At 61.0% G+C, this 23307-nt stretch carries 19 protein-coding genes and 1 pseudogene; 11 read left to right on the forward strand and 9 right to left on the reverse strand.

From position 1 onward, the window contains the following. Positions 1–29: 29 nt before the first annotated feature. From BN1188_RS12175 to BN1188_RS12190, 4 genes are read left to right on the forward strand one after another with little or no spacing between them, the layout of a single operon-like run. Complete coding sequence (locus BN1188_RS12175) at positions 30–1472, forward strand: carbohydrate porin (RefSeq protein ID WP_040261743.1); 1443 nt, start codon at positions 30–32, stop codon at positions 1470–1472. Positions 1473–1484: 12 nt separating this feature from the next. Beyond that, positions 1485–2225 carry an SDR family NAD(P)-dependent oxidoreductase gene (locus BN1188_RS12180; RefSeq protein WP_040261744.1) on the forward strand — a complete coding sequence of 247 codons (741 nt, stop codon included), beginning with the start codon at positions 1485–1487 and terminating at the stop codon, positions 2223–2225. Between the two features lie 37 nt (positions 2226–2262). Continuing rightward, the gene (locus tag BN1188_RS12185) at positions 2263–3237 is read left to right on the forward strand and encodes a VOC family protein (RefSeq protein ID WP_040261745.1); all 975 of its coding nucleotides are present in this window, start codon (positions 2263–2265) and stop codon (positions 3235–3237) included. Positions 3238–3258: 21 nt separating this feature from the next. Beyond that, positions 3259–4419, forward strand: a complete 1161-nt coding sequence (locus tag BN1188_RS12190) for an alpha/beta hydrolase family protein (protein ID WP_040263889.1) — start codon at positions 3259–3261, stop codon at positions 4417–4419. Between the two features lie 103 nt (positions 4420–4522). Here the strand turns inward: BN1188_RS12190 and BN1188_RS21950 are convergent. Next, positions 4523–4936, reverse strand: a pseudogene (locus tag BN1188_RS21950) (integrase core domain-containing protein); the annotation flags it as partial. A 104-nt stretch (positions 4937–5040) separates the two neighbouring features. Between BN1188_RS21950 and BN1188_RS12200 the strand changes: the two are divergent. Next, positions 5041–7140 carry a M10 family metallopeptidase C-terminal domain-containing protein gene (locus tag BN1188_RS12200; RefSeq protein WP_052469258.1) on the forward strand — a complete coding sequence of 700 codons (2100 nt, stop codon included), beginning with the start codon at positions 5041–5043 and terminating at the stop codon, positions 7138–7140. A gap of 212 nt (positions 7141–7352) precedes the next feature. Here BN1188_RS12200 and BN1188_RS12205 read toward each other — a convergent pair whose 3' ends face one another. Together BN1188_RS12205 and BN1188_RS12210 are read right to left on the reverse strand one after the other, a co-directional pair. After that, on the reverse strand, positions 7353–9719 hold the full coding sequence (locus BN1188_RS12205; protein WP_040261747.1) for a PepSY domain-containing protein: 2367 nt from the start codon (positions 9717–9719) through the stop codon (positions 7353–7355). Between the two features lie 89 nt (positions 9720–9808). After that, on the reverse strand, positions 9809–12067 hold the full coding sequence (locus tag BN1188_RS12210; protein ID WP_040261748.1) for a TonB-dependent receptor: 2259 nt from the start codon (positions 12065–12067) through the stop codon (positions 9809–9811). 196 nt (positions 12068–12263) lie between these two features. On the opposite strand from BN1188_RS12210, the gene BN1188_RS12215 reads away from it, so the two are divergent. The 3 genes from BN1188_RS12215 (at position 12264) to BN1188_RS12225 (ending at position 14344) form a co-directional block, all read left to right on the forward strand. After that, positions 12264–12944, forward strand: coding sequence for a Fe2+-dependent dioxygenase (locus BN1188_RS12215; protein WP_040261749.1), 681 nt, complete (start codon positions 12264–12266; stop codon positions 12942–12944). Next, positions 12941–13696: a tetratricopeptide repeat protein gene (locus BN1188_RS12220; RefSeq protein WP_040261750.1), complete on the forward strand. Its 756-nt coding sequence runs from the start codon at positions 12941–12943 to the stop codon at positions 13694–13696. The genes BN1188_RS12215 and BN1188_RS12220 overlap by 4 nt, the downstream gene beginning before the upstream one ends. A gap of 81 nt (positions 13697–13777) precedes the next feature. Continuing rightward, positions 13778–14344 (forward strand): hypothetical protein, encoded by a 567-nt coding sequence (locus tag BN1188_RS12225; RefSeq protein WP_040261751.1) that lies wholly within the window; start codon positions 13778–13780, stop codon positions 14342–14344. Between the two features lie 48 nt (positions 14345–14392). Here the strand turns inward: BN1188_RS12225 and BN1188_RS12230 are convergent, their stop codons facing one another. The 5 genes from BN1188_RS12230 to BN1188_RS12250 form a co-directional block, all read right to left on the reverse strand. Next, on the reverse strand, positions 14393–15556 hold the full coding sequence (locus BN1188_RS12230) for a type III PLP-dependent enzyme (RefSeq protein ID WP_040261752.1): 1164 nt from the start codon (positions 15554–15556) through the stop codon (positions 14393–14395). A gap of 311 nt (positions 15557–15867) precedes the next feature. Further along, positions 15868–17025 (reverse strand): osmoprotectant ABC transporter ATP-binding protein OsmV, encoded by a 1158-nt coding sequence (locus BN1188_RS12235; RefSeq protein ID WP_040261753.1) that lies wholly within the window; start codon positions 17023–17025, stop codon positions 15868–15870. Continuing rightward, positions 17022–17675 (reverse strand): ABC transporter permease, encoded by a 654-nt coding sequence (locus tag BN1188_RS12240; protein ID WP_040261754.1) that lies wholly within the window; start codon positions 17673–17675, stop codon positions 17022–17024. Before BN1188_RS12240 ends, BN1188_RS12235 begins: the two co-directional genes overlap by 4 nt. Beyond that, entirely contained in the window at positions 17672–18580 is a 909-nt protein-coding gene (locus BN1188_RS12245; RefSeq protein WP_040261755.1) for a glycine betaine ABC transporter substrate-binding protein, read from the reverse strand. The genes BN1188_RS12240 and BN1188_RS12245 overlap by 4 nt, the downstream gene beginning before the upstream one ends. Before the next feature lie 16 nt (positions 18581–18596). After that, positions 18597–19316, reverse strand: a complete 720-nt coding sequence (locus BN1188_RS12250; protein ID WP_040261756.1) for an ABC transporter permease — start codon at positions 19314–19316, stop codon at positions 18597–18599. 358 nt (positions 19317–19674) lie between these two features. Here BN1188_RS12250 and BN1188_RS12255 point away from each other — a divergent pair, with 358 nt between their 5' ends. The 3 genes from BN1188_RS12255 (at position 19675) to BN1188_RS12265 (ending at position 22156) form a co-directional block, all read left to right on the forward strand. After that, positions 19675–19932 carry a transcriptional regulator gene (locus tag BN1188_RS12255; RefSeq protein WP_325062739.1) on the forward strand — a complete coding sequence of 86 codons (258 nt, stop codon included), beginning with the start codon at positions 19675–19677 and terminating at the stop codon, positions 19930–19932. Positions 19933–20194: 262 nt separating this feature from the next. Further along, entirely contained in the window at positions 20195–21778 is a 1584-nt protein-coding gene (locus BN1188_RS12260) for a peptide chain release factor 3 (RefSeq protein ID WP_040261757.1), read from the forward strand. Positions 21779–21832: 54 nt separating this feature from the next. Further along, positions 21833–22156 carry an EthD family reductase gene (locus BN1188_RS12265; RefSeq protein ID WP_040261758.1) on the forward strand — a complete coding sequence of 108 codons (324 nt, stop codon included), beginning with the start codon at positions 21833–21835 and terminating at the stop codon, positions 22154–22156. An 18-nt stretch (positions 22157–22174) separates the two neighbouring features. Here BN1188_RS12265 and BN1188_RS12270 read toward each other — a convergent pair whose 3' ends face one another. After that, on the reverse strand, positions 22175–23173 hold the full coding sequence (locus BN1188_RS12270; RefSeq protein ID WP_040261759.1) for an SDR family NAD(P)-dependent oxidoreductase: 999 nt from the start codon (positions 23171–23173) through the stop codon (positions 22175–22177). Positions 23174–23307: the final 134 nt, after the last annotated feature.

Genomic DNA, 23307 nt, shown 5'->3' on the forward strand with positions numbered 1-23307 from the left:
CAGCCTGAAAACAACAACAGAGACCCGACATGAACGAGCGAGCGGCGGTTGCCTGTGCCTTGATGATAGCGGTGGCGTGCCCGACATGGGCCGAGCAGCCAAAGACCGTGGCCGACACCATGGCCACTGAGTACCCCAACCAAAAGGTCGGGCCCCGGGTGCTGAACGTGGAGCCCCCGGCGCCAACTGCCAGCGACAAGCCTTTGGCCGAGCAGGGCCGCTGGCTCAAAGCCCATGGCATCAGCCCCCACCTGTCGATGACGGAAATCTACCTGCGCAACCCCAGCGTGGGCCTGAGTACGGGTAACCACGAGTCGCTGACCATTTTCGCCGTAGGGGCGGATTTTGATCTTGACCAGCTGCTGGGACTGCCTGGCGGCAACTTGCATTTCGAACAGCTGTATGTGCCCTGGACCAGCAACCTGACCTACGGCGGTCAGGTGGGCGACGTGCTGGCTGGCAAACCTGGACCCTACGTTCCGCAGGTAAGCCATCTCACATTGTTCACCTACGAGCAGAAGCTGCTCGACGACAAGCTCGCCATCGAGGTGGGCAAAAGCAATGCCGGCAACTATTTTGCACTGCCGCTGTGCAATGTGCCGCTGGGGTGCGTGAACGCCATTCTGCAGGACACCGCTGGCATCAACCCGCCGCCCTATGCCAATTGGAGCGCCCGCATCGGGTATGACTTCACCCCCGCGTTGCGCGCCCAGGTCGGTGCCTGGCGCAGCAACAATGCCTACCCCTTCACCAACGGGTGGGAGCGCGACGAAGGCGACAGCGGCGGCACGCTGAGCACCTTGTACCTGGCCAACCTGGCATACCGCAGCGACTACCGTATGGAGGCGTATCCACAAACCTGGGAGGTGCTGGCCTTCCATAACAACGGTCGTCAGACCGACCCGTACTACACCGTCAACGGCACCTCCAAAGTAGCCGACGACACTGCTGCATCGGCCACCAGCAAGGGCGTCAGCGGGCTTTACCTGGGAGGCAAAAAGACAGTGTGGCGCCTGGATGGAGGCCAAGGGCAGGAACCGAACCCGACCGCCCTAGCGGCCTTTGCCAGCGTTACCCATACGTTCGACGAGAACACCAGCAATGGCGTGGCCACCCAGGCCAATGCTGGGCTGATTCTCTCGGCGCCTTTGCGTAGCAGGCCGTTTGACAGCTATTCGCTGAATTTCAACTGGGCCCGGCTGACTTCACGCGAACAGGCTTTTCTCGAAGAGGCGCACGCCGCAGCCGGCGGTGGCGACTACCGGCCGGGGAGGGATGAATTCGGGGTGTCTCTGGATGCGAACTTCATCCTCACCGACAGCATCGTGGTCAGCCCCTTTGTGCTGCGCACCTGGGGCACCAGCAGTTGGCTCAACCCCTACACCGGAATCAACCCCCGCGACGGCTACGCCGCCGGACTGTTGTTCCACGTCCAGTTCGATGAACTGCTCGGCCTCAACAGCCGCCACTGAAGGAGCTATGGCATGAACCACAACGAAACGCGCGTGGCTTTGATCACCGGTGCGGCAGGCGGGCTAGGGCAGGCATTTGCGTTGCGCCTGGCCAAAGACGGGCTGCGCATCGCCTTGGTGGATTGTGTTGACACCGCAGACGTCGCCAACGCGGTGCATGAGCAGGGCGGCCAAGCCGAGAGCTTTGCCTGCGACCTGCGCCAGCCGGAACAGATCACCTACCTGTACGGCCAGGTGATGGAGCGCTTCGGTCGCTGCGACGTGCTAGTGAACAACGCGGCCTATATCCCGCTGAAAAGCTTGGAAGCCACCACCCTGCTGGACTGGAGCGATTGCCACGCGGTCACCCTCGATGCGCCGTTCCTGCTCAGCCAGGCCTTCGCGCCGAGCATGCGCGAGCGCGGCTGGGGACGCATTGTCAACCTGGCATCCAGCAACACCGGACGCCCGCAAAAGGGCTTTATGGCCTACATCGCCGCGAAGATGGGAGTCATAGGCCTCACTCGCGCATTGGCCATGGAGCTAGGCGAGTACGACATTACCGTGAACGCACTTTCGCCAGGGCTAATTCGCCACCCTGGCAGCAGCGCCGCCCTCCCAGCGGAGCTGTTCGAACAGGTACGCAACAGCCAGATGATCAAGCGTACCGGCGAACCCTATGACCTATGCGGGGTGTTGGCGTTTCTGGTGTCCGACGCCTCGGCGTATATGACAGGCCAGGTGTTCAACGTGGACGGCGGTTTTCTCTTCTGAAATCGCCGTGCTTATCATTTTGAAAGGAGGTTTGAAGATGGCCATTGTCGGCATTGATACCCTGCTGTACGGCGTTGAAGATGTGGCCACCGCCACGCGCTTCTTCGACGATTTTGGCCTGGAACGGCTCAGTGCTTCGGCCGAGGAAACGGTGTACCGGCTTGACGAAGGCTCCACGGTGATCGTGCGTGCGCTGACGCACCCGTCCATTCCTGCTTCGCGCTATGAAGGCTACGGCGTAAAGGAAACCGTATGGGGTGTGGACAACGACGCCAGCCTGCAACGACTACTGAGCGACTTGCGCCGTGATCGCGAGGTACGGTTGGGCGATGATGGCGCCTGGCATTTTCTAAGCGACTGCGGCCAGGCCCTCGCTTTACGAGTGTTTCAGCGAAAAAAAGTTACCTACGCGCCGGACCCTGTCAATGCGGCGGGTAATGTGAACCGGTTGAACCAGCACCGAAAATGGCGAACCCGGGCGCGGCCGAAAACCATCAACCATGTGGTATTTGCGGTAGACGATTACTGGGCCACCTTCGCGTTCTTCCGGGACCGCCTCAATTTCCGCCTGTCTGACCATCAGAAAGGCATCGGCACCTACTTGCGCGCCGATGGCGCCAACGAGCACCACAACACCTTCCTGCTCAACAACAAGGCCCCAGGGGCCGGTGGCGTGCCGCGCTTCCATCACACCTGTTTCGGCGTAGAGGACTTTGACGAGGTAATGGTGGGCTCCAACCATATGACTCGCCGGGGCTGGCAGCACGGCTTTCTCGGCACCGGACGGCACCGGATTGCCTCGGCGATATTTTGCTACTTCAACTCACCGACCGGGGGCGAGGCCGAATACGGCGCAGACACCGATTACCTGGACGACAGCTGGGTGCCACGGGAATGGGAGTTTCGCTTCGGCACGGCTCAATGGATGAGCAACCCGCCGGCCTTCATGCAGGACGACATCCCTTGGGATGTGACTTTCTACCAGGGCGATGCCCCGGCGACTCGCCGTTGAACCGAGGATCGAACCATGAGCATGTTCCAGTACTTCGAAACCAACTACGTGTGGAGCCTGGCGGTTGCAGCGGCCATTGAAATGGGCGGAAAGATTGGCGAGATCGAAGCCATGTGCGCACCGCTCAAGGCCATCGCCCGGCAGGGGGATGACGAAGGCACCCAGGCATTTCTCGCAGCGTGGGAAGCGGGCGGCGACAACCTAGTAGCGCTGGCTGAAGAGGACAAGGCTGCTGGCAATCATTTCAGCGCCGGCGACAAGCTCAACCGCGCGGCGGTGTACTTCATCACCGCCGAGCGCATGCAGGCCCATGGCTATGCGCCGCGCAAGGCGCTGTATGCGAAGTTTCTGCGCACTTTCAGCGAAGGCTTGGCCCTGTCGCGCTCAAACACCCAGCGGTTTGAAATCCCTTACAAGGGCGTGCACCTGGCGGGCCTGTTTACCCCGGCCGAAGGCGTGACCGGCCCAGCCCCTTGCTTGGTGGTCATCAATGGCCTGGACAGTACCAAGGAGATGGTTTACCGCGCCGGCCTGTTTCCAGAACTGTTGGCGCGGCGAGGCATTGCCAGCCTGTTCCTCGACCAGCCTGGCACTGGCGAAGCCCTGCGCCTGCATGGGTTGACTGCCGTGGTGGATGCCGAGCAATGGGCCACCCCGGTGATGGACTATCTGCAAACGCGCCCGGAGATCGACCTCGAGCGGATCGGCCTGTTGGGCGTATCCTTGGGCGGTTATTACTGCCCACGGGCGGTGGCGTTCGAGCCGCGGTTTGCCTTGGGCGTGGTCTGGGGGGCCAACCACGACTGGGGTGAGGTGCAGAAGCGCCGGCTGGCCCGTGAAGGCGAGCGGCCGGTACCGCATTACTGGGAGCATGTGCGTTGGGTATGGGGTGCCAGTGACCTGAGCGAATTCATGGCCATCGCCGAGCAGGTACACCTTGACGGGGTGATGGAGCGGATCAAAGTACCGTTCCTGGTAACCCATGGTGAAGCCGACCGACAGATCTCGCTTGAGTATGCTCACCGCTCCTACGAGCAGCTCACAGCAAGCTCCGACCGTGAGCTCAAGGTATTCACCCTGCGCGAGGGCGGCATCCATCACAGCAGCCTGGACAACACCGCCAACGCCGGCGCCTGGATCGCCGACTGGGTGGCCCGGCGCCTGCGCGGGCGGGTAAGGTAGAGGCTCAGGGGCTTCGCCTCCATGTTCTTTCAAAAAAGGAGGCGAAGCTGCCTGGACTGGCCCCTACAAAACCGGACACCGACACCCGTTGACTTGATGCCGTTTTCATACGCCTGAATTCCCTCGCAGAGCGGTATTTCAGCACGCTGTGCGGATGCTGCTCGTTGTAATGCTCAAAGGCAATTGCCAAATTACGTAATGCCGTTTCGCGGTTCGGGCGAGGCATGTGGGCACGTAGTCGCGCTTGATGGTTTTCACGAAACTCTCGGCCATGCCGTTGCTTTGCGGGCTGCGAACCGGAGTCGTAACAGGCTGCAAGCCGGTTTGCTGTGCAAACAGCCGAGTCTGCTCTGCGATATAGGCCGAGCCATCATCTCTCAGCCGCTGCACAGGCGTGCTGGGGTAATTGATCACCAAACCGTTTCTCTACGCTTTCCAGCATCAGGTCACGGACATCGTCGCCACTGTAGCCCGTCGGGCTGGCCATCCCGCCAATCGGCTCACGATCGCAGCAGTCCTCCTATTGCGGCCTCATTATGAGACTTGCAGGCATCTACCAAACCGACAGCGATTCAATCTACTAAAGTGGGTAGTCCAGATCTCAAATCTAGGGATGACATGATGAGTACAGCCGATAGCAACTATGTGCTTAGCCACACGGTGAGAACTGGCCCAGGGTATACACAGGCCGACCTCAGGGGCGATTGGGACTTAGCTTTCAATGTTGCAACGAGGCCAGACGGCAGGATAGTCATTGGTGGTCAAACTGAGACCTTGGCTTGGGGTTATCCCGGAGCGCCAGGGGATGAATCATGGGGTTACAGATTCCAACATACAGTGCTCCGACTCAATGCCAACGGTAGCCTAGACGGCAGATTCCATGAAGGCGGCGTGGACATCGTGCCGGCCCCAATTCCTTCGGACGCATGGGATTACATAACATCCGCTCAGCCGGACGGAAAAATACTGATGGCGACTGCTGCTGATGGATCCCCGAAGCACACCCTACATCTCCACCGGTACAACGCCGATGGCACCCCAGATAAGCATTTTGGCAATCACGGGGCCTTTGTTTTCGATACCCCTGAAAATATTAATGGCTTTGACATCGACTTAAGCCCAGACGGGTCTCCCTATCTTAGTGCTGTGGGCGATAGCCAGGCAATGTTGATAAAACTTGACAGTCATGGTGCGTTGGTAAAGGGTTTTGGTATAGATGGTGTGTTAACCGTCGCCCCCGTTGGGGGCCCAGGTGATGTGTACAGGATAAGCCCAACGCTTCAACCAGACGGAAACGTTTTGCTAGGCGTATCTTACCTGAGTGCTAGCACCGCAGGGGGAACCTCTGACACTGATAGCCTTGTCTACTCCCTACAGCGGTTTCATCAAGACGGTTCGCTCGACGAGCGTTTCGGTAGCAACGGCGTGCTCTACATCGCCGAGGATGACAACTTCAGCGTAAGCGAAGTAGCAGCCGTGCAGTCCGACGGAAAGGTGATCTTATGGGCTGGAAACCCTACAACGCATGAGCAACTTCTAGCAAGGCTTGATTCCGATGGCTCATTGGACGAATCCTTCGGGACAGACGGTAAAGTGGTGATCAAGGCAGCATCGCTAAACGACATCTTGGTGCAAGCGGATGGCAAGATTCTAGCCACTGGTAGCAATGACGAGGATATTTATATTACCCGCTTCAATGCAGATGGCAGTCTCGACACAAGATTCGGGAGTGGCGACGGCAAGCTTCATATTGATGGGTACAGTGGCGAGGAAATCCTGGACGGTGCAAGCGCTGCCGAGATTATCCATGGATATGCTGGTAAGGATGTACTGCTGGGGCACGGCGGCAGGGATGTACTGAACGGTGGTGCTGGCGCAGATATCTTTCGTTTCTCCGAAATAAGCGATAGCTACCGTACGAGTTCGCAAACGAGCATCGTCCGTATCCAAGATTTCAATCCTTCGCAAGACCGTATCGACCTGATCAACTTGGGGTTCAGCGGAATAGGTGACGGACATCATGGCACCCTAGCAGTGCAAGCCAATGCTAACGGTACGAAGACCTATCTCAAGAGTTTTGAGGCTGACGCGTCAGGACAGCGCTTCGAACTGGCGTTTGACGGTCATCTTGCAGGACATTTGAACAGCACTAATATAGTGTTTTTCCCACCCACCATTCAAGGAACCTCAGGCAAGGAAATAATCACAGGCTCAGCATTGCCTGAAACGATTTATGGCTTGGCTGGAAATGACAAGGTTAATGGCGGAGCTGGAGCTGATGTGATCATCGGTGGCCTTGGCGCGGATCAGCTGAATGGCGGCGATAGAAGCGACGTCACTTTATATAGCAAACCCAATGCGGATGCAGACATATTTCGCTATACCGCGGTTGAAGACAGCTACAATACCGCAACGAAGAGTTTTTCAGACCTCATCGTTAACCTAGAGACATACAGCGATAGAATCGACGTTTCGGCTCTTGGCTACACAGGATTTGGCGACGGAACAGGTACGACTCTCAAAATTGCGTACAGCAGCGCATTGGACCGAACGTACTTGAAAGATCTGGAGGCTGACGACCACGGCCACAAATTCCAGATCGCCTTAACCGGTAACTGGCTTATGGAAATTGACGAGAGGAATATGATTTTCGCATCCCCAACAAATATCAAATTGCTCGGGGTAAGGGATGAATTCGGGGAAGGGCAGGCTATAGGCTAAAGAATTTTTTGGGTACATACTCCCTTTAACTGGACTGGAATGGAGAGTTCACTCTCGGTAATCCGAGCTACAATATGTCGAAATCTTGTACGATTGTACAAGATTTCGACATATTGTCTTTATTACAAGGTTGGGTAGATAAGTTTGCCGGATGCTTACGCTTCAGCTAGGCAGGCAGCTACGCCCCCCACAGGTTAACTTTTAACCCCAGCTCAATACACATCCCGCCGGTACCGCCCATTGGCCATCAAAGCTTCCACCTGGGCGTTTCCGAGTATCTCGCGCAGGGCCTGGTCCACGCCCTGGGCCATGCCGTCCAGGCTGCCGCATACATAAAAGGCCGCGCCCTCGGCGAGCCAGTGGGCGAGGTCTGCCTGGGCCTCGCGAAGCGCGTCCTGCACATACCGCTTGCCTGGCTGGTCCCGGGAGAAGACGGCGTCCAGCCGTGCCAGGCCGCCGCTGGCTTTCCAGCCTTGCAGCTCGGCTTCGCAGAAGTAATCGGTCGCCTGGTTGCGTTCGCCGAACAGCAGCCAGTTGCGCCGCTGCCCTTTGGCGATCCTGGCCTTCAGCAGGCCCAGCAGGCCGGCCAGGCCGCTGCCGTTGCCGATCAGGATCAACGGGCGGTCGTCCTTGGGTAGATGGAAATTGCTGTTGCGCCGCAACCGTGCCTCCACTGGTGTGCCGATGAGGGCTGTCTGGGTGAGCCATCCGGAACATCGCCCCAGGCTGCCGTCGGCCAGGCGATACTGGCGTACCAGCAGGCGCGCACAACCCTCACTGGGCAGCGAGGCGATGGAATAGGCGCGTGGCTCGGTTGCCAGTACTTCCCCAGGCGGGAGGATTTCCAGCAGGTCGCCCGCGGACCAGTCGGCGTCGGGCGGTAGGGCCAACTCTAGGGCGAACAGTGGCGCGCCGGCGCTGCCGGGGTTGAGCAGGCGACGTTGCGTCAGTGGCCATGGCTGGAAGGGCGCGGGGCCGGTTTCAATGGCGGTTGCCTGGGCTGGCGCTGCCTGACAATGGGTTTCCAGGCAGTGCTCCCAGCGAGCGAGGGCGCTGTCGTCGCCGTTGTCCACCTCGATCAGGGGAAACAGCGGTTCGGCGCCTTGCGCGTGAAGCCAGTCGGCCAGGCGATGACCGAAGGCGCAGAACTGTGGGTAGTGGCGGTCGCCCAGGGCCAGTACGCCATAGCGCAACTGGGGCAGCGGCCATTGGCGCAGGGGCAGCTGTCGCTCGAACTGGCGCGCGGTATCCGGGGCCTGGCCGTCGCCGAATGTGCTGATCACGAACAGGGCTTGTCGTGCACCTTTCAGGTCGCTTTCGCTTACCGCCGCCAGGTTGACCACCTTGGCCCCCTGGCCACCGGCTTGGAGGCGTGAGGCAGCGTGCCAGGCCAGTTGTTCTGCATAGCCGCTCTGGCTGGCGAAGGCCACCAGCCAGCCCTCGCGGGCAGCGTCCAGGCCTTGCTGGCTGAGGCGGATCTGCCGCTTCTTGCGCCGGCGGTCAAGGTACAACAACCAGCCGGTGATGAAGAACAGGGGCATGCACAGGCTGGCCAGCGTGATTGTCAAACGCCCTGGCAGGCCGAAGAAGCTACCGGTGTGGACGGCGTAGTTGCTATCGAACAGTTGTTCGCCCAAAGGCTTGGCGGCGTAACGGTCATGCCTGAGCAGCGTGCCCGTGAGCGGGTCCAGCACCACAGGGTTGAAGGCGCGCTCATGAGGGGAGGTGGTCAACAGGTAAAAGCCATTGGCCGGCTGCCCAGCGCCACCGGGCAAGCGCAGGTTGGCGCTGGTCATGGTGGGGCCGGCGGCGGTTTGAAGGGACTGCCAGGCGGCATCCCAGTCCATCCTGACGGCCGGGCCAGCCCCGGGTCTGCCACGGCCTTCGCCGCCACGCATGGGTGGGGCTGTATCGGTAAGCAGGCGGGCAGCGCCGTCACGGAACCAATCATAGGACCAGACCAGCCCGGTACAGGCCGAGACCAGGTAGAACAACAGGCACCAGGTCCCTGCCACGGCGTGGAGGTCCCAGTTGAAGGCGCGCCCGCGCTTGGCCCAGTCGAGGGTCAGCCAGGCCCGCCAGCTCCCCAGATTTTTGGGCCAGCGCAGGTACAGGCCGGACACGCAGAAGAACAGCAGCATCAGCGTGCAGGCGGCAGTGATCTGCTTGCCCACTTCGCCCAGACCGAGGAAGCGGTGCAACCGTAGCACCAGGGCGAAAAAGTCCTGGCCGGTGATTTGGCCACGCAGCTCGCCGGTGAAGGGGTCGAAATAGCGCGTCGGGCCCCGGCGCTCCCCTGGCGCAGGCGCATAGAAGACGCGGGAGGTCAGCCCGGTGGTGGTTTCTATCCACAGGCCGCTCACCTTGCCCAGCGCCTCGGTCTCTAGCCTGGCTACCAGTTGCGAAGGTGGAAGGATGCCGGTTTCGCGTATCTCCACCCGGAGCGTATCCGGGTTGAGCGCTCGCAGGATCTCATCCTGAAAAGAATACAGGGCCCCGGTGATACCCATGAAGGCCAGCACCAGCCCGGCGCTGATGCCGAAGAACCAATGAAGCTGAAACACCGTTTTCTTGAACACGAGGGTCGCTCGCTGAAATCGCCGCGGGCCATAACCGCAAACGCCCCGCTGACCGAAGTGAGCGGGGCGCTTGCCGTAGGGCGGCTTTGCTAGAAGTGGAAGTTGGTGCTCAGCAGGACGGTACGCCCAGGGGCCTGGGTCGCGAAGTGCGACGCATAGGCCTTGTCGTAGTAAGTCTTGTCCGTCAGGTTCTGCACGTTGAGCTGGAAGTCTACATGCTTGTTCAGCTTGTAGGCCGCCATGGCGTCGTAGCGGGTATACGAAGGCACGTACACGGTGTTCGCAGCATCGCCATAGACCTTGTCGACATAGAACGCGCCGCCGCCGATGGTGACCTTGGGCATCAACTGGTAAGTGGTCCACAGGCTGAAGCTGTTTTTCGGCGTGTTGGGCATATCGTTGCCGCTGGTCTGGGCCGCGCCTGCGGTCACGGCGCCGTTGCGACCCGTCAGGCCAGCATCCACCAGCTCGCTGTCCAGGTAGCTGTAGCCAGCGAATACCTGCCACTTATCGGTGATCTTGCCGCTGGCGGACAGCTCGACACCATCGACCCGGGATTTGCCGGCGTTCTGGTAGGTATTGGTGCTGACCAGGATGCGGGTGTTTTCTTTCTCTGTGCGGAAGATCGCGGCAGAGAGGGATACACGCTCATCGAACAGGTCCCACTTGGTACCGATCTCGTAGTTCTTGGTGGTTTCCGGCTCCAGTTCGCTGGTCGCGCTCCCGGCCTGCAACGGATTGCCTTCCGAGCCTTCACCCACCAGGCCACCCGGCGGCGTGGCCGAGGTTGCGAAGGATGCGTAGATGCTGCCGTTCTCTACCGGCTTGTAGGTGATACCTGCCTGCCAGTTCCAGAAGTTGCTGTCATTGCTGGCGTGGGTTGTGGCTGAGTTGGCGGTGGTGTCGAAGCTGTCGTAGCGGGCGCCGAGGTTCAGCAGCCATTGCGGGTCCAGCTCGATGGTGTCGAAGGCATAGAGCGAACGGGTATTGGCGGAAGTTTCCGTAGTGGCGCGGTTACGCGTGATGGTGCCACCGTAGGCGTCTTCCGGATTCGGGTTGCTCAGCGAAGTGCAGTTGCCGACGACGCTGTTGCCGCTACCCGTGGGCGAGCAGTTGGTCAAGCCGCTGGTGCTGTAGTTGTAGCCACTCACCCGTGTTTTCTCGCGGGTGATTTCCAGCCCGGTGGAGTAGCTGTTCTTGAAGCCCAGGGCACGGAACTCACCGAACAGATCGGTCTGGTTGGTGGTCGTTTCAGTGACCGATACGCGAGTGTTGGCCCGGCGCCAGACGGTGCCATATTGGCTGACGTTGCGCTTGCTGTCGTCCGGCTGGGTCAGGAAGTAGTCCTGGCCGGTATTGCCGTGGCGCAGCGTGTTCTTCAAGGTCATGGTGTCGCTGAAGTCGTGCTCGAAAGCGATGGTGCTGATATCCGCACGACTCTTGCGGAAATCGCGGCCCTTCAGGCCGTAGAAATTGTCGCTGTCGCCGCCATCGACCGGTTTGTCGTGCACGTGAGCCGTGGCGGTAGGGGACGCGTAGCCATAGGGAATGCCCGAATCCGGCAGGTCATCGCTTTCCATATGGTAGTAGCTGAGGTTGAGACGGTTCGCGGTACCCAGCCCGAACGTCAGGGACGGCGCCACACCCCAACGGTCGTAATTGATCGCGTCACGCCCGGCCACGTTCTGCTCGTGGCTCATCAGGTTGAGGCGGAAGGCGGCGGTATCGAGGAACTTGCGGTTCACGTCCAGGGTATAGCGACGTGTCTGGTCCGAGCCGTAAACGAAGCCACCATCGAGGAAGTCGTAGGCCTTGGGTTGCTTGCTGATCAGGTTCAGGCTACCGCCGGCGCTGCCCCGCCCACCCATGGCCGAGTTGGGCCCCTTGCTCACTTCGATGGACTCGATCGCGAAGATTTCCCGACTCTGCGCGCCCGTATCGCGCACGCCATCGAGATAAGTATCCCCCTGTGCGTCGAAGCCACGGATGATCGGGCGGTCACCCTGCGGGTTGCCACCTTCGCCAGCACCGAAGGTAATGCCGGGCACGGTGCGCAATGCATCCTGCAAGGTAGTGGCGGCAGTGTCCTTGATGACCTGCTGGGGCACTACGGTAACGGAGCGTGGAGTATCACGCAGGGGAGCGGTGTATTTCTGAGAGGCCGATTGCTCGGTCTGGTAGGACTCGCTCTGGGCTTTCTCGGTAACCGCAGTCGGGCCGAGAGTGACGGTGTTGTCCTCCTGCTCGGCAGCCTGGGCCAACTGAGCAGCGGACAGACTACCCAGCGCAACGCCTACGGCCGAGGCGAGCAGGCGGGGTGAAAATTGGGTGTGTTTGGCGTATGGCATCGGAAACCTTCCCCTGGTTCAAGGCGGCGGAGAATAAGACAAATGCTTATATGTATCAAACGAGAAATTTTGCTATTCGCTACATGATCCTGTTCTTCACATTCTATGGCGTGTTTACCGTGAACGGATACACAAACCCTTGCCGACGGCGAGTGCGAATCAATATCATTGCGCCCAATTTGCCCGAGGCGCTTCCATGCTCATCCAGATCCCCGCGCTGTTCAGCCCAGATGAGGTTGCCCGTATCCGCGATGCCCTGGCGGCCACGGAGTGGGCGGATGGCAAGCTCACGGCCGGTTACCAGTCGGCCAAGGCCAAGCACAACCTGCAGTTGCCCGAAGAGCATCCGCTGGCCCGGGAAATTGGCGCCGCCTTGCTCGACCGCCTGTGGCGCAACCCGCGCTTCTTGTCCGCGGCCTTGCCGCACAAGATTTTTCCGCCACTGATCAACTGCTACCGGGACGGGGGCAGCTTCGATTTTCATATCGATAACGCCGTACGCCAGCCTCGTGGCGGAGGCGAACGCCTGCGTACCGACCTGTCCTCCACGCTGTTCCTCAGCGACCCGGCCGAGTACGACGGTGGCGAACTGGAGATCCAGGACACCTTCGGGACCCAGGCCATCAAGCTAGCGGCCGGTGACATGCTGCTATATCCCGGCACCAGCCTGCATCGGGTGCGGCCTGTCACTCGCGGGGCTCGTTATGCGGCCTTCTTCTGGACGCAAAGCCTGGTGCGCGAGGATGCCCAGCGGGCCTTGCTGTTCGAGATGGACGAGGCGATCCAGGCCCTGACCGCGGACATGCCGGACCACCCGGCCTTGCTCAGGCTTACTGGCAGCTATCACAACCTGCTGCGCCGTTGGGTTGACGTGTGAGCGGCTGGGCGCTGCGTCGGGAAGAGGTTCTGGATGCCCATGATGTCCAGGAGCATCTGGCTGATACGCCTCAGCGAGCGGCGCAGGCGATCCTTTCAGCCGCCGCGGCTGGGCTGACGGAGGCGCAGGCCTTGTTGGGCCAGATCCTGCTGGATGGTCGCGGTATCGAGCGCGACCCGGCGCTGGCGTTGCGCTGGTTCGAGATTGCCGCCCATGCCGGGCATTTGATGGCCCGCAATATGCTGGGGCGCTGCCATGAGCATGGCTGGGGGTGTGAGCTCGATGCCACCAAGGCGGCGGTACATTACCGGATATGTGCCGAAGCCGGGCTCGACTGGGGCCTGTACAACCTGGCCAACCTGCAGGCCACGGGCCGTGGCGTGGCGCGCGACGAGCAGGCCGCGGTGGAAGGCTATCGGCATGCCGCCGAGCTGGGGCATGCCAAGTCCATGAACCTGTACGGTCGCTACCTGGAAGAAGGACACTGTGTGGCTCGGGATATCGCCGCGGCTCACGCCTGGTACCGGCGCTCGGCTGAGGCGGGAGACTTCCGAGGGCAGTTCAGCCATGGTGGGGTTCTGATTGCCGCGGGCAAGCTCGACGAAGGGCTGGCCTGGCTGGAAAAGGCCCGCCAGGGCGGGCATGCCGCGTTCCGTGTGGTCGCCGCGCAGGCCTTGGCGAGCTCGCCGCTGCCGCAGTTGCAGGCATTGGCCTCGGCCTGGTTGGCAGAGGAAGCCTTGCCTACCGCCTAAAGGCGCTTTCTTGCCGGAGCATGAGCCCCACCCGCGCGATCGGCCGCGCGGGCTTTTCATGCGGATGCAAGGAGCGTTTATATGGATTACCGCCCGGACCTGTCTTTCATCGCAACGCTTCACTCTGAACTGGACGGTTTCGAGGGTTTCATCGATTCGGTCGAGTACAACGCCGCCAGTACTCAGTACAGCCGCGGCGCATGGCTAACGCTGTCCACTGAGCGCGCTATCAGCCCACAGCGCTTCTGGTTCGGCTGCTATGCCCAGGCTGGCAAGCTGCGGTATGAAATCAAGACCTTCGATCCTGCCAAGCATCTGGACCTGCATCACAAGACCCTGGGCCTTAGCTACAACCGCTACGTAGGGCTTTATTTACCCCAGGCCGGTAAGCCCACCCTCTGGCGGGTCCGGCAAGGTCCAAGAGCCTTCGAGGCTTCCGGGCTTGGCCCCCATGGGGACGTCACCATTTCCACGCTCGAACGACAACTCCTGGGGCCCTCCCAAGAGGGCAACCAGCGCAGGCTGTTGGACAATTGCTATGTGCGGGTGGCGACACGAGCCTTCAGGCTGCGCCTGGACATCGAGCGTCACGGCGTACCCCGGTTCGACAGTTTCGCCAGTGATGCCTTGCCCCGGCTCTACCGGTGAAGGCTGTTCCGGAAAAAGGGGCGCGCCCGATGCGCGCCCTCGGGACGCTTACAGGTAGTAGGACTTCAGCGGCGGGAAGCCATTGAACTCCACGGCGCTGTAGCTGGTGGTGTAGGCACCGGTGGACAACCAGTACAGGCGGTCCCCGCTGGCCAGGTTCAGCGGCAGGCCATACTTGTAGTGCTCATACATGATGTCCGCGCTGTCGCAGGTAGGGCCGGCGATGACCACTTCTTCCACCTCGCCGTTCTTTTCCGTCCAGATCGGAAACTTGATGGATTCGTCCGTGGTTTCGATCAGGCCCGAGAACTTGCCCACGTCGGTGTAGACCCAACGCTCGACAGCGGTCCGGGACTTGCGCGCCACCAGCACCACTTCGCTGACCAATACCCCGGCATTGGCGATCAGAGAACGGCCCGGCTCGAGAATGATCTCCGGCAGGTCGTCGCCGAAATCTTCCTTGAGGAAGCGAATGATTTCCTCGGCGTAGGTTTCCAGGCTGTTGGTGCGCTGGATGTAGTTGGCGGGGAAACCACCACCCATGTTGATCATCTGCAGGGTGATGCCGTCTTCTTCCTTCAGGCGCTCGAAGATCACCTTCACCTTGGCGATGGCCGCGTCCCACACGTCGATGTCCCGCTGCTGCGAGCCTACATGGAAGGATACGCCATAGGGCACCAGGCCCAACTGCTTGGCCAGGATCAGCAAGTCCAGGGCCATGTCCGGGTTGCAGCCGAACTTGCGGGAGAGCGGCCAGTCCGCCGAGGTGGAGCCTTCGGTCAGGATGCGCACGTAAACCTTCGAGCCGGGCGCAGCCTTGGCGATGTTACGCAGGTCCGCCTCCGAGTCGGTGGCGAACAGGCGAACGCCCTTCTCGTAGAAGTAGCGTACGTCCCGGGCTTTCTTGATGGTGTTGCCGTAGCTGATACGCTCCGGCCCCACGCCCTGGCCCATGACCTTGTCCAGCTCGTAGATCGAGGCGATGTCGAAGTTCGAGCCTTTGTCGCGCAGCAGGTCGATGATTTCCACGGCGGGGTTGGCCTTGACCGCGTAATACACCTTGGCGAATTCGAACCCTGCGCGCAGGTCATCGTAGGCCTTGGCGATCATCTGGGTGTCGATGACCACGAAAGGGGTTTCCTGGGTGTCGGCGAAGGCCTTCATTTTCTGGAAGGTTTCGCGGGCGTAGTAATCTTCGACCTGGATGGACATAGTGAAAATGCTCCTGGGGCTGGCAACGGGTATCTGTTACAGCTGAACGCCCTCCGTATCCCCACTTTGGTTCGCCTACTTCCCAAGGCATGTCGCCGAAAGCAAAAAGGTCACGCCTCCGATGGGGTGACCTCGCTGTCTCGTCGTCAGTACTTGAGCCGGATGGATCGTTTCCAGCATGGACGTTCGGCGCGCACTGTAGGGCGTGCGGACGGCGAGATCAATAAAAAATGTCGCGTTTAAATAAATTAAACGTCGCATTTAAATAAATTAAACAGACGTGGGGGGCATTCGTTGCCACTGCTCACCCTTCAACCCGCCACTTGCTCGGCTGGCGATACGATACTGGTCTTCATGCCACGCGAGCGCCCGGAGCTGAGGTAGGCGGCGATGGATTCCTGAGTCACTTCGCCAAGAAACACGTTTTCCGCGTTCAACACCGGCAACCAGGCGCGGTTGAACTCGTACATCCGGGACAACAGGATGCGCAGGTGCTCGTCAGCCGCGGCGGTGGCGTTGAAAGTACGCAGGAAGTCCGCGCAGGTACCCTGCTGGCGATGCAGGTCGCGTCGGCGTACATAGCCCAGGCCGCGATTATCCGCGTCGGTCACTACCACATAGCGGCGATCAAGCTCGTCCATCAGTTCCAGGGCCTCGGCCACCGGCGTCTGCGGGCTTACCGAGGGCGCGTTGTCGGCGGCGTCCTCGGCTTTCACCAACAACAGGCGCTTGAGGGTACTGTCCTGGCCCACGAAGTTGCTGACGAAGTCGTCCACCGGGTGAGCGAGCAGGGTGTCGGGGTGGTCGATCTGCAGCAGCTTGCCGGCGCGGAAAATGGCGATCTTGTCCCCCAGCTTCAGTGCTTCGTCGATGTCATGGCTGACCATGATCACCGTCTTGTTCAGGGCGCGCTGCATTTCGAAGAACTCGTTCTGGATCATCTCCCGGTTGATCGGGTCCACCGCGCCGAAAGGCTCGTCCATCAACAGCAAAGGCGCTTCGGCGGCCAGGGCACGGATCACGCCGATTCGCTGCTGCTGGCCGCCGGACAGCTCACGAGGATAGCGGCTCAGGTACTGCTTGGGCTCCAGCTTGATCATGCTCATCAGTTCGCGCGCGCGTTCGCGGCAGCGTTGCTTGTCCCAACCCAGCAGGCGAGGCACCACGGTGATGTTTTCCTCGATGGTCATGTTGGGGAACAGGCCGATCTGCTGGATCACATAGCCGATCTGACGCCGCAGCGTTACCTCATCCAGGGCGCTGGTGTCCTCGCCGTTGATCAGCACCTTGCCCGAGGTAGGCTCGATCAGACGGTTGATCATCTTCAGGGTGGTGCTCTTGCCGCATCCCGAGGGGCCAAGGAATACGCAGATCTCCCCCTCGTTCACGGTCAGGCTGACCGCATCCACGGCCCGCACGTCCTTGCCATTGCTGGTGAAGGTCTTGGTGAGATTTTGCAGTTCGATCATTTGAGCAGCCCCTTTGGCGTCAGCGAGCGTTGCAGTGCCTGCAGCAGCAGGTCGGCGATGATGGCGAGCACGCTCACCAGGACCGCGCCCACCACCAGCATCGACATGTCGCTACGGCTGATGGAAGTGAGGATAAGCACACCGAGGCCGCCGGCCCCGATGGTTGCGGCGATGGTCATGACACCAATGTTCATTACCACGGCGGTACGCACGCCGGCCAGGATTACCGGTACCGCGATCGGCAGTTCGACCATGCGCAGGCGCTGGCCGAAGGTCATGCCGATGCCCTTGGCGGCTTCGCGGATACCGGGTTCGACGTTGGTCAATGCCAGGTAGGTGTTGCGCAGGATGGGCAGCAGCGAATAGAGAAACACTGCGGTGATGGCCGGCAACGGCCCCAGGCCTTGGCCAAACCTGGAATAGAAGGGCAGCAACAGGCCAAAGAGCGCGATGGACGGGATGGTCAGCAGCACAGTGGCGGCAGCTTGCAGGGGGCCGGCCAGTACGGGAAAACGGGTCATGAGAATCCCCGTCGGCACGCCGATGAGAATTGCCAGGCCAACGGCAATGCCTACCAGCATCACGTGTTGCCCGGTGAGCTGCAGCACCTGCTGCCAATCTATGTGCTGGAAGGTCGCGAGCCAGTTCATTTCGCCTCCTTCAGTTCAGGGTGCTGGGCCAGGAAGGCTTCGGCCACCGCCCCGGGGTTCTGGTGATCCACGTCTACCTTGGCGTTGAGCTGGCGCATGGTGGCGTTGTCCAGCAGTTCGGCCAGTGGCTTGAGCAGCCTGGCCAGTTCCGGATGCTGGTCGAGCACAGCCTTGCGCACCACGGGCGCGGCCGTGTAATCGGGAAAGTAGTGCCTGTCGTCTTCGAGCACCTTGAGCTTGAACGCGTCCAGACGCCCATCCGTGGTGTATACCAGGCCGGTGAAGACCTGGCCGTTGCGCAAGGCGGTATAGACCAGCCCGGCATCCATCTGGCGAATATCCCGGCGCTTGAAGGCCAGGCCATAAGCCTCCGTCAGCCCGACCAGCCCGTCCGGGCGGTTGGCGAACTCGGTGTCCAGGGCCAGCACGTGGCCTTTGTCCTGTTCGTGTTTCACCAGGTCATTGAGCTGGGTGATGGTGCTGACTTCGGGATACCGGTGGGCAATCTTGTCCGGCAGCGCCAGGGCGTAGGTGTTGTTGAACTTCGAAGGCGACAGCCACACCAGCCCCTTGCGGGCGTCCAGTTCCTTGACTCGGGCATAGGTGGCGTCGCTGTCGAGCTTTTCGTTCACATGGTTGTACGACACCAGGGAAACACCGGTGTACTCCCAGAGCAGGTCCAGTTGGCCACTCTCCTGGGCGCTGCGGGCGATATTGCTGCCCAGCCCGCCGGTGATCTCCGTGCGGTAGCCCTTGGTGGCCAGGTACTTGGAAGTCAGTGTCGCCAGCACCGTCTGCTCGGTGAACACCCGGGCGCCGATGCGCAGCAGGGGTGTGTCATCCGCGGCCTGGGCAATACCCGTGAACAGCAGGGCTGCCGTCAGCAGCCAGCCTGTCTTGATCATCTGTTCATTCCTTGTGTTAGCGGGCCGGGGCCAGGCCGCGTTCGAGCCAGGTGCGGCTGATCCACAGCACCAGGCCATCCAGGGCGAGCGCCAGTAGGGCAGTGCAGGCGGCCCCCAGCACCAGCTGAGGCTGGTTGTTCAGGGCGATGCCAGGGAATATCAGGCTGCCCAGGCTGTTGGCGCCGATCAGGAACGACAGGGGGGCAGTGCCCACGTTCAGGGCCAAAGCCACGCGTACCCCGCCAATGATGATGGGAACGGCATTGGGCAACTCCACCTGCCAGAGGGTCTGGGCCGGGGTCATTCCGATGCCCGTGGCGGCTTCCTTGAGCGAGGCGGGTACGTTCTTCAAGCCTTCGTAGGTGTTGCGCACGATGGGCAGCAAGGAGGCGAGGAATAGCGCGAGAATGGCCGGGCCACTGCCGATGCCCAGAATGCCGAGGGCGATGGCCAGCACGGCCAGGGGTGGCACCGTGTTGCCGATGTTGAACACCTGCATGAAGCGTTCGGCGCTGTGGGCTCGGGCCGGGCGGCTGAGCCATATGCCGGCAGGGATGCCTACAAATAGGGCAGCCAGCATCGAAACCAGTACGAGTTCCAGGTGAGCCTGCAGGTAGAACAGCAAGTCATCCTGATAGTGTTTCAGCGTGTCTATGCCAATCCAGTGGATCAGCAGGGCCAGGACGGCGAGCACAGCGGCGCCCCCTGCCAGGCCCGTTCCATAGCGTGTGGCCACAGACGTCTCCTGTCGTATCAGTCTGCGCGGGTGCGTTGGCCTGGCCATGAAGGCTCGCGAACCACACCGGCGCGAATAGCGGTCGGCCTGCCCCGGATAGAGGTCTGGCACAACCATGAGCACGGCCTCGTCAGGCCGAAAACGCACGTTGTCGCTGCCACGCAAGCGAAGCGGTCACGCGGCAATGGACGGCTCCATGGTTTCAAAGGTTCCCATAACCCCGGCACGGCTGGCCACCCCGGAAAATGCCAATGGGTGAGAACGCTCGTTGAACTGGGCTATAATCTGTGCCCTTTTTCACGAACCGCGCTCGATGCAAGCGCGTGAAAAAGCTGAAGGGCTTTGATCAAGAGCGCGGATGCGCGCTTTGAACGGTATCTGGGCGCACTTAGAAAAGGGCAAGACAATGGCTAAGTCACTCGACCACGTGATGAAAGGACTTCCTCCTGCTCGCCAACAAATGATCGAGCAGCGGGGCGCGGAGCTCATTGCGGAACACACGCTGCGCGAGTACGTGGAAGCGATGGGTGGGACGCTGGAACTGGTTGCCCGGCTTCCCGGTCGTGGTCCCGTAAGGCTGGAAGGTCTTGGCGACCTGAACGCGGACCTCAAGTAAGAAACAGGGCTGGCCTGACGGTTGGCCTCCTGGTTTGCAGCCAGACACTTTTTGCCTACCGCCCAGGTCAAAGCTATCGACAGCGTACCGACCGCTCCCCCATCGAAAGAAGCCAGTAGGAAGTTAGCGGGTAATGCTGGATATAGGGATAATAGCCCCATCGTCAGGGGCTCCTTGCCCGTAGTCGCCAAACGGGTGAGAACGCTCGCTGAACTGGGCTATAATCTGTGCCCTTTTTTGTTCAGCTCCCGGGCGATTTTCCATGACCCAGCAGGCCGCCGAAGTCGCGAAGCGCCGTACCTTCGCAATCATTTCCCACCCCGACGCCGGTAAAACCACCATCACTGAAAAGCTGTTGCTGATGGGCAAGGCGATCGCCGTGGCCGGTACGGTCAAGTCGCGTAAATCCGACCGACACGCCACTTCCGACTGGATGGAAATGGAAAAGCAGCGGGGTATCTCCATCACCACCTCGGTCATGCAGTTCCCTTACCGCGAGCACATGATCAACCTACTCGACACCCCCGGTCACGAAGACTTCTCCGAAGACACCTACCGCACCCTGACCGCGGTGGACTCGGCGCTGATGGTGCTCGACGGCGGCAAGGGCGTGGAGCCGCGTACCATCGCGCTGATGGACGTGTGCCGCCTGCGCGACACGCCCATCGTTAGCTTCATCAACAAGCTGGACCGGGACATCCGCGACCCCATCGAGTTGCTGGACGAGATCGAGGCCGTGCTGAAGATCAAGGCCGCGCCCATCACCTGGCCCATCGGTTGCTATCGGGACTTCAAGGGCGTCTATCACCTGGAAGGCGACTACATCATCGTCTATACGCCGGGGCATGGTCACGAGCGCACCGAGGCCAGGATCATCGAGAAGCTGGACTCTGACGAAGCCCGCGCTCACCTGGGTGACGAGTACGAGCGCTTCATCGAGCAGCTCGAGCTGGTGCAAGGCGCCTGCCACCCGTTCGATGCCGACGAATTCATGAACGGCCAGCTCACGCCCGTGTTCTTCGGTACCGCCCTGGGCAACTTCGGGGTGGACCACGTGCTCGACGCGGTGGTCGACTGGGCGCCCCGCCCCTTGCCTCGCGTGGCCCACGAGCGCTCGGTCGAGCCCACCGAAGAGAAGTTCTCCGGTTTCGTGTTCAAGATCCAGGCGAACATGGACCCCAAGCACCGGGACCGTATCGCGTTCATGCGCATCTGTTCGGGCCGCTACGAACAGGGCATGAAACTGCGTCATGTGCGTACCGGCAAGGACCTGCGCATCGGCGACGCCCTGACCTTCTTCTCCTCGGAGCGTGAGCAACTGGTGGAAGCCTTCGCCGGCGACATCATCGGCCTGCATAACCATGGCACCATCCAGATCGGCGATACCTTCACCGAAGGCGAGAGCCTGGGCTTCACCGGCATTCCACACTTTGCCCCGGAGCTGTTCCGCCGCGTGCGTCTGAAGGACCCGCTCAAGTCCAAGCAGTTGCGCCAGGGCTTGCAGCAGCTGGCCGAGGAGGGCGCTACCCAGGTGTTCTTCCCCGAGCGCAGCAACGACATCATTCTTGGCGCGGTGGGGGTGCTTCAGTTCGACGTGGTCGCCAGCCGCCTGAAGGAAGAGTACAAGGTCGAATGCGCCTACGAGCCGGTCACCGTATGGTCGGCGCGCTGGATCTCCTGCGACGATAAGAAAAAGCTCGAGGAATTCAAGAACAAGGCGGTCGAGAACCTGGCGGTGGATGGCGGTGGCCACCTTACCTACCTGGCCCCTACCCGGGTCAACCTGTCGGTGATGGAAGAACGCTGGCCTGACGTCAGTTTCCGCGCCACTCGCGAACATCATTGATCCGTAGCGCTTACGGACTATGCTGGGCCTTTCCCTCCATGAAAGGCCCTTCGCATGATCAAGGTTTCCGTGCTCTACCCCAACGCCACCGGCGCCACCTTCGACCACGAGTACTACCTCAAGACCCACATGGCACTGGTAAAGGAGCGTTTCGGTCCCAACCTGCTTGGCTACAGCGTGGATCGCGGTCTTGCCGGGGATGATGGCGCCACGCCGCCGCTCTATGTGACCCAATGCAACCTGTACTTCGAATCCATGGCCAGCCTTGGAGCGGTCATGGGTGCCCATGGCGGTGAGCTCAACGCCGACGTGCCCAACTTCACCAATATCACCCCGGTCACCCAGCTCAGCGAAGTGCTGGTGGACAACCGCCCATAACCTCAGGCTGGGGGCCGCTCAGCCCTCGCGCTTCATCCGTTCCCGGATGCCGCCGTCCACGCCCTGGCCTTGCTCCACGGGTCGATGCAGGGTGCCAGACGTGGGCGTGGCGGCAGGGTGCATTTCGATTTCCGCTTTCTCAAGAATCAGCCCGGAAAGCCGTTCATTGAGCCCTGGCGTCAGGCGGTGGCTCCAGTAGGCCAGCTTGGCCTTGTAACCTACGGTGATCTCCTGCTGAGGCTGCAGGTAGGCCCGTACTACCGCGACCACGGCCTTCGCCGCCGGGTCCATGGTGGGAATACGCGTCTGATGTCCGGTGTAGTTACCGACGTGATCCCACAGTGGTGTGTCCAGGGCCCAGGGCAAGACAGTGCTCACCTGGATCAGCCGCTGGCGACGCAGGCGCAGTTCTTCGTTGAGTACCCGGCCCAGCATCGACACGCCTGCCTTGGAAGCCGAGTAGGCGGCTTGGTAAGCATGGGGCACTTCGCTATCTACTGAACCTACGTTGATCAGATTGCCGTAGCCCTGCGCTTCGAACTGTCGCATCGCCAGATAGCTGCCGGTCACCATGGCCTTGAGGTTGGTATCGAGCAACCGATGCTGGTCTTCCAGCGGTATCTCGTCGAAGCGTCCGATCACCGCCACGCCGGCGTTGTTGATCCAGCCATCGATGGCACCAAACGCGCCTACGGCGGTTTCCAGGAGATGCTGCATCTGGGTGGTATCAGTGACATCGGTCGGTACCATCACCGCCTGGCCCCCTTCGCCTTCGATCTGGCTGACCAGGCTCTCCAGCGCCTCGGCGCGACGAGCCGCCAACACCACCCGCGCGCCGCTGCGGCCTAGTTCCAGTGCCACGCCTCGGCCCAGGCCGCTGGAAGCGCCAGTGATCACGAAGGTCTTCCCGGCGAGACGGCTGCGTTCGGACAACGAAAGAGGGCGGGTGACCCGACGGGACATCAATACAGCAGCGGCAGGAACGGCTAGCAGCAACGGCCAGGCACGGAACGACATGGCAAACCTCGTTTATCAGGATGTAGTCATGCTGACCGGTCTTGGGTTTGCCGAGTTTTAACGACTCGATTTTAGCGCGACGGGAGGTGAAGGGGACATGATCCGAACGGGTCGTGCAACTGTTTCGCCATGTT

The organism is Pseudomonas massiliensis (genome assembly GCF_000826105.1).
Lineage (GTDB): Bacteria > Pseudomonadota > Gammaproteobacteria > Pseudomonadales > Pseudomonadaceae > Aquipseudomonas > Aquipseudomonas massiliensis.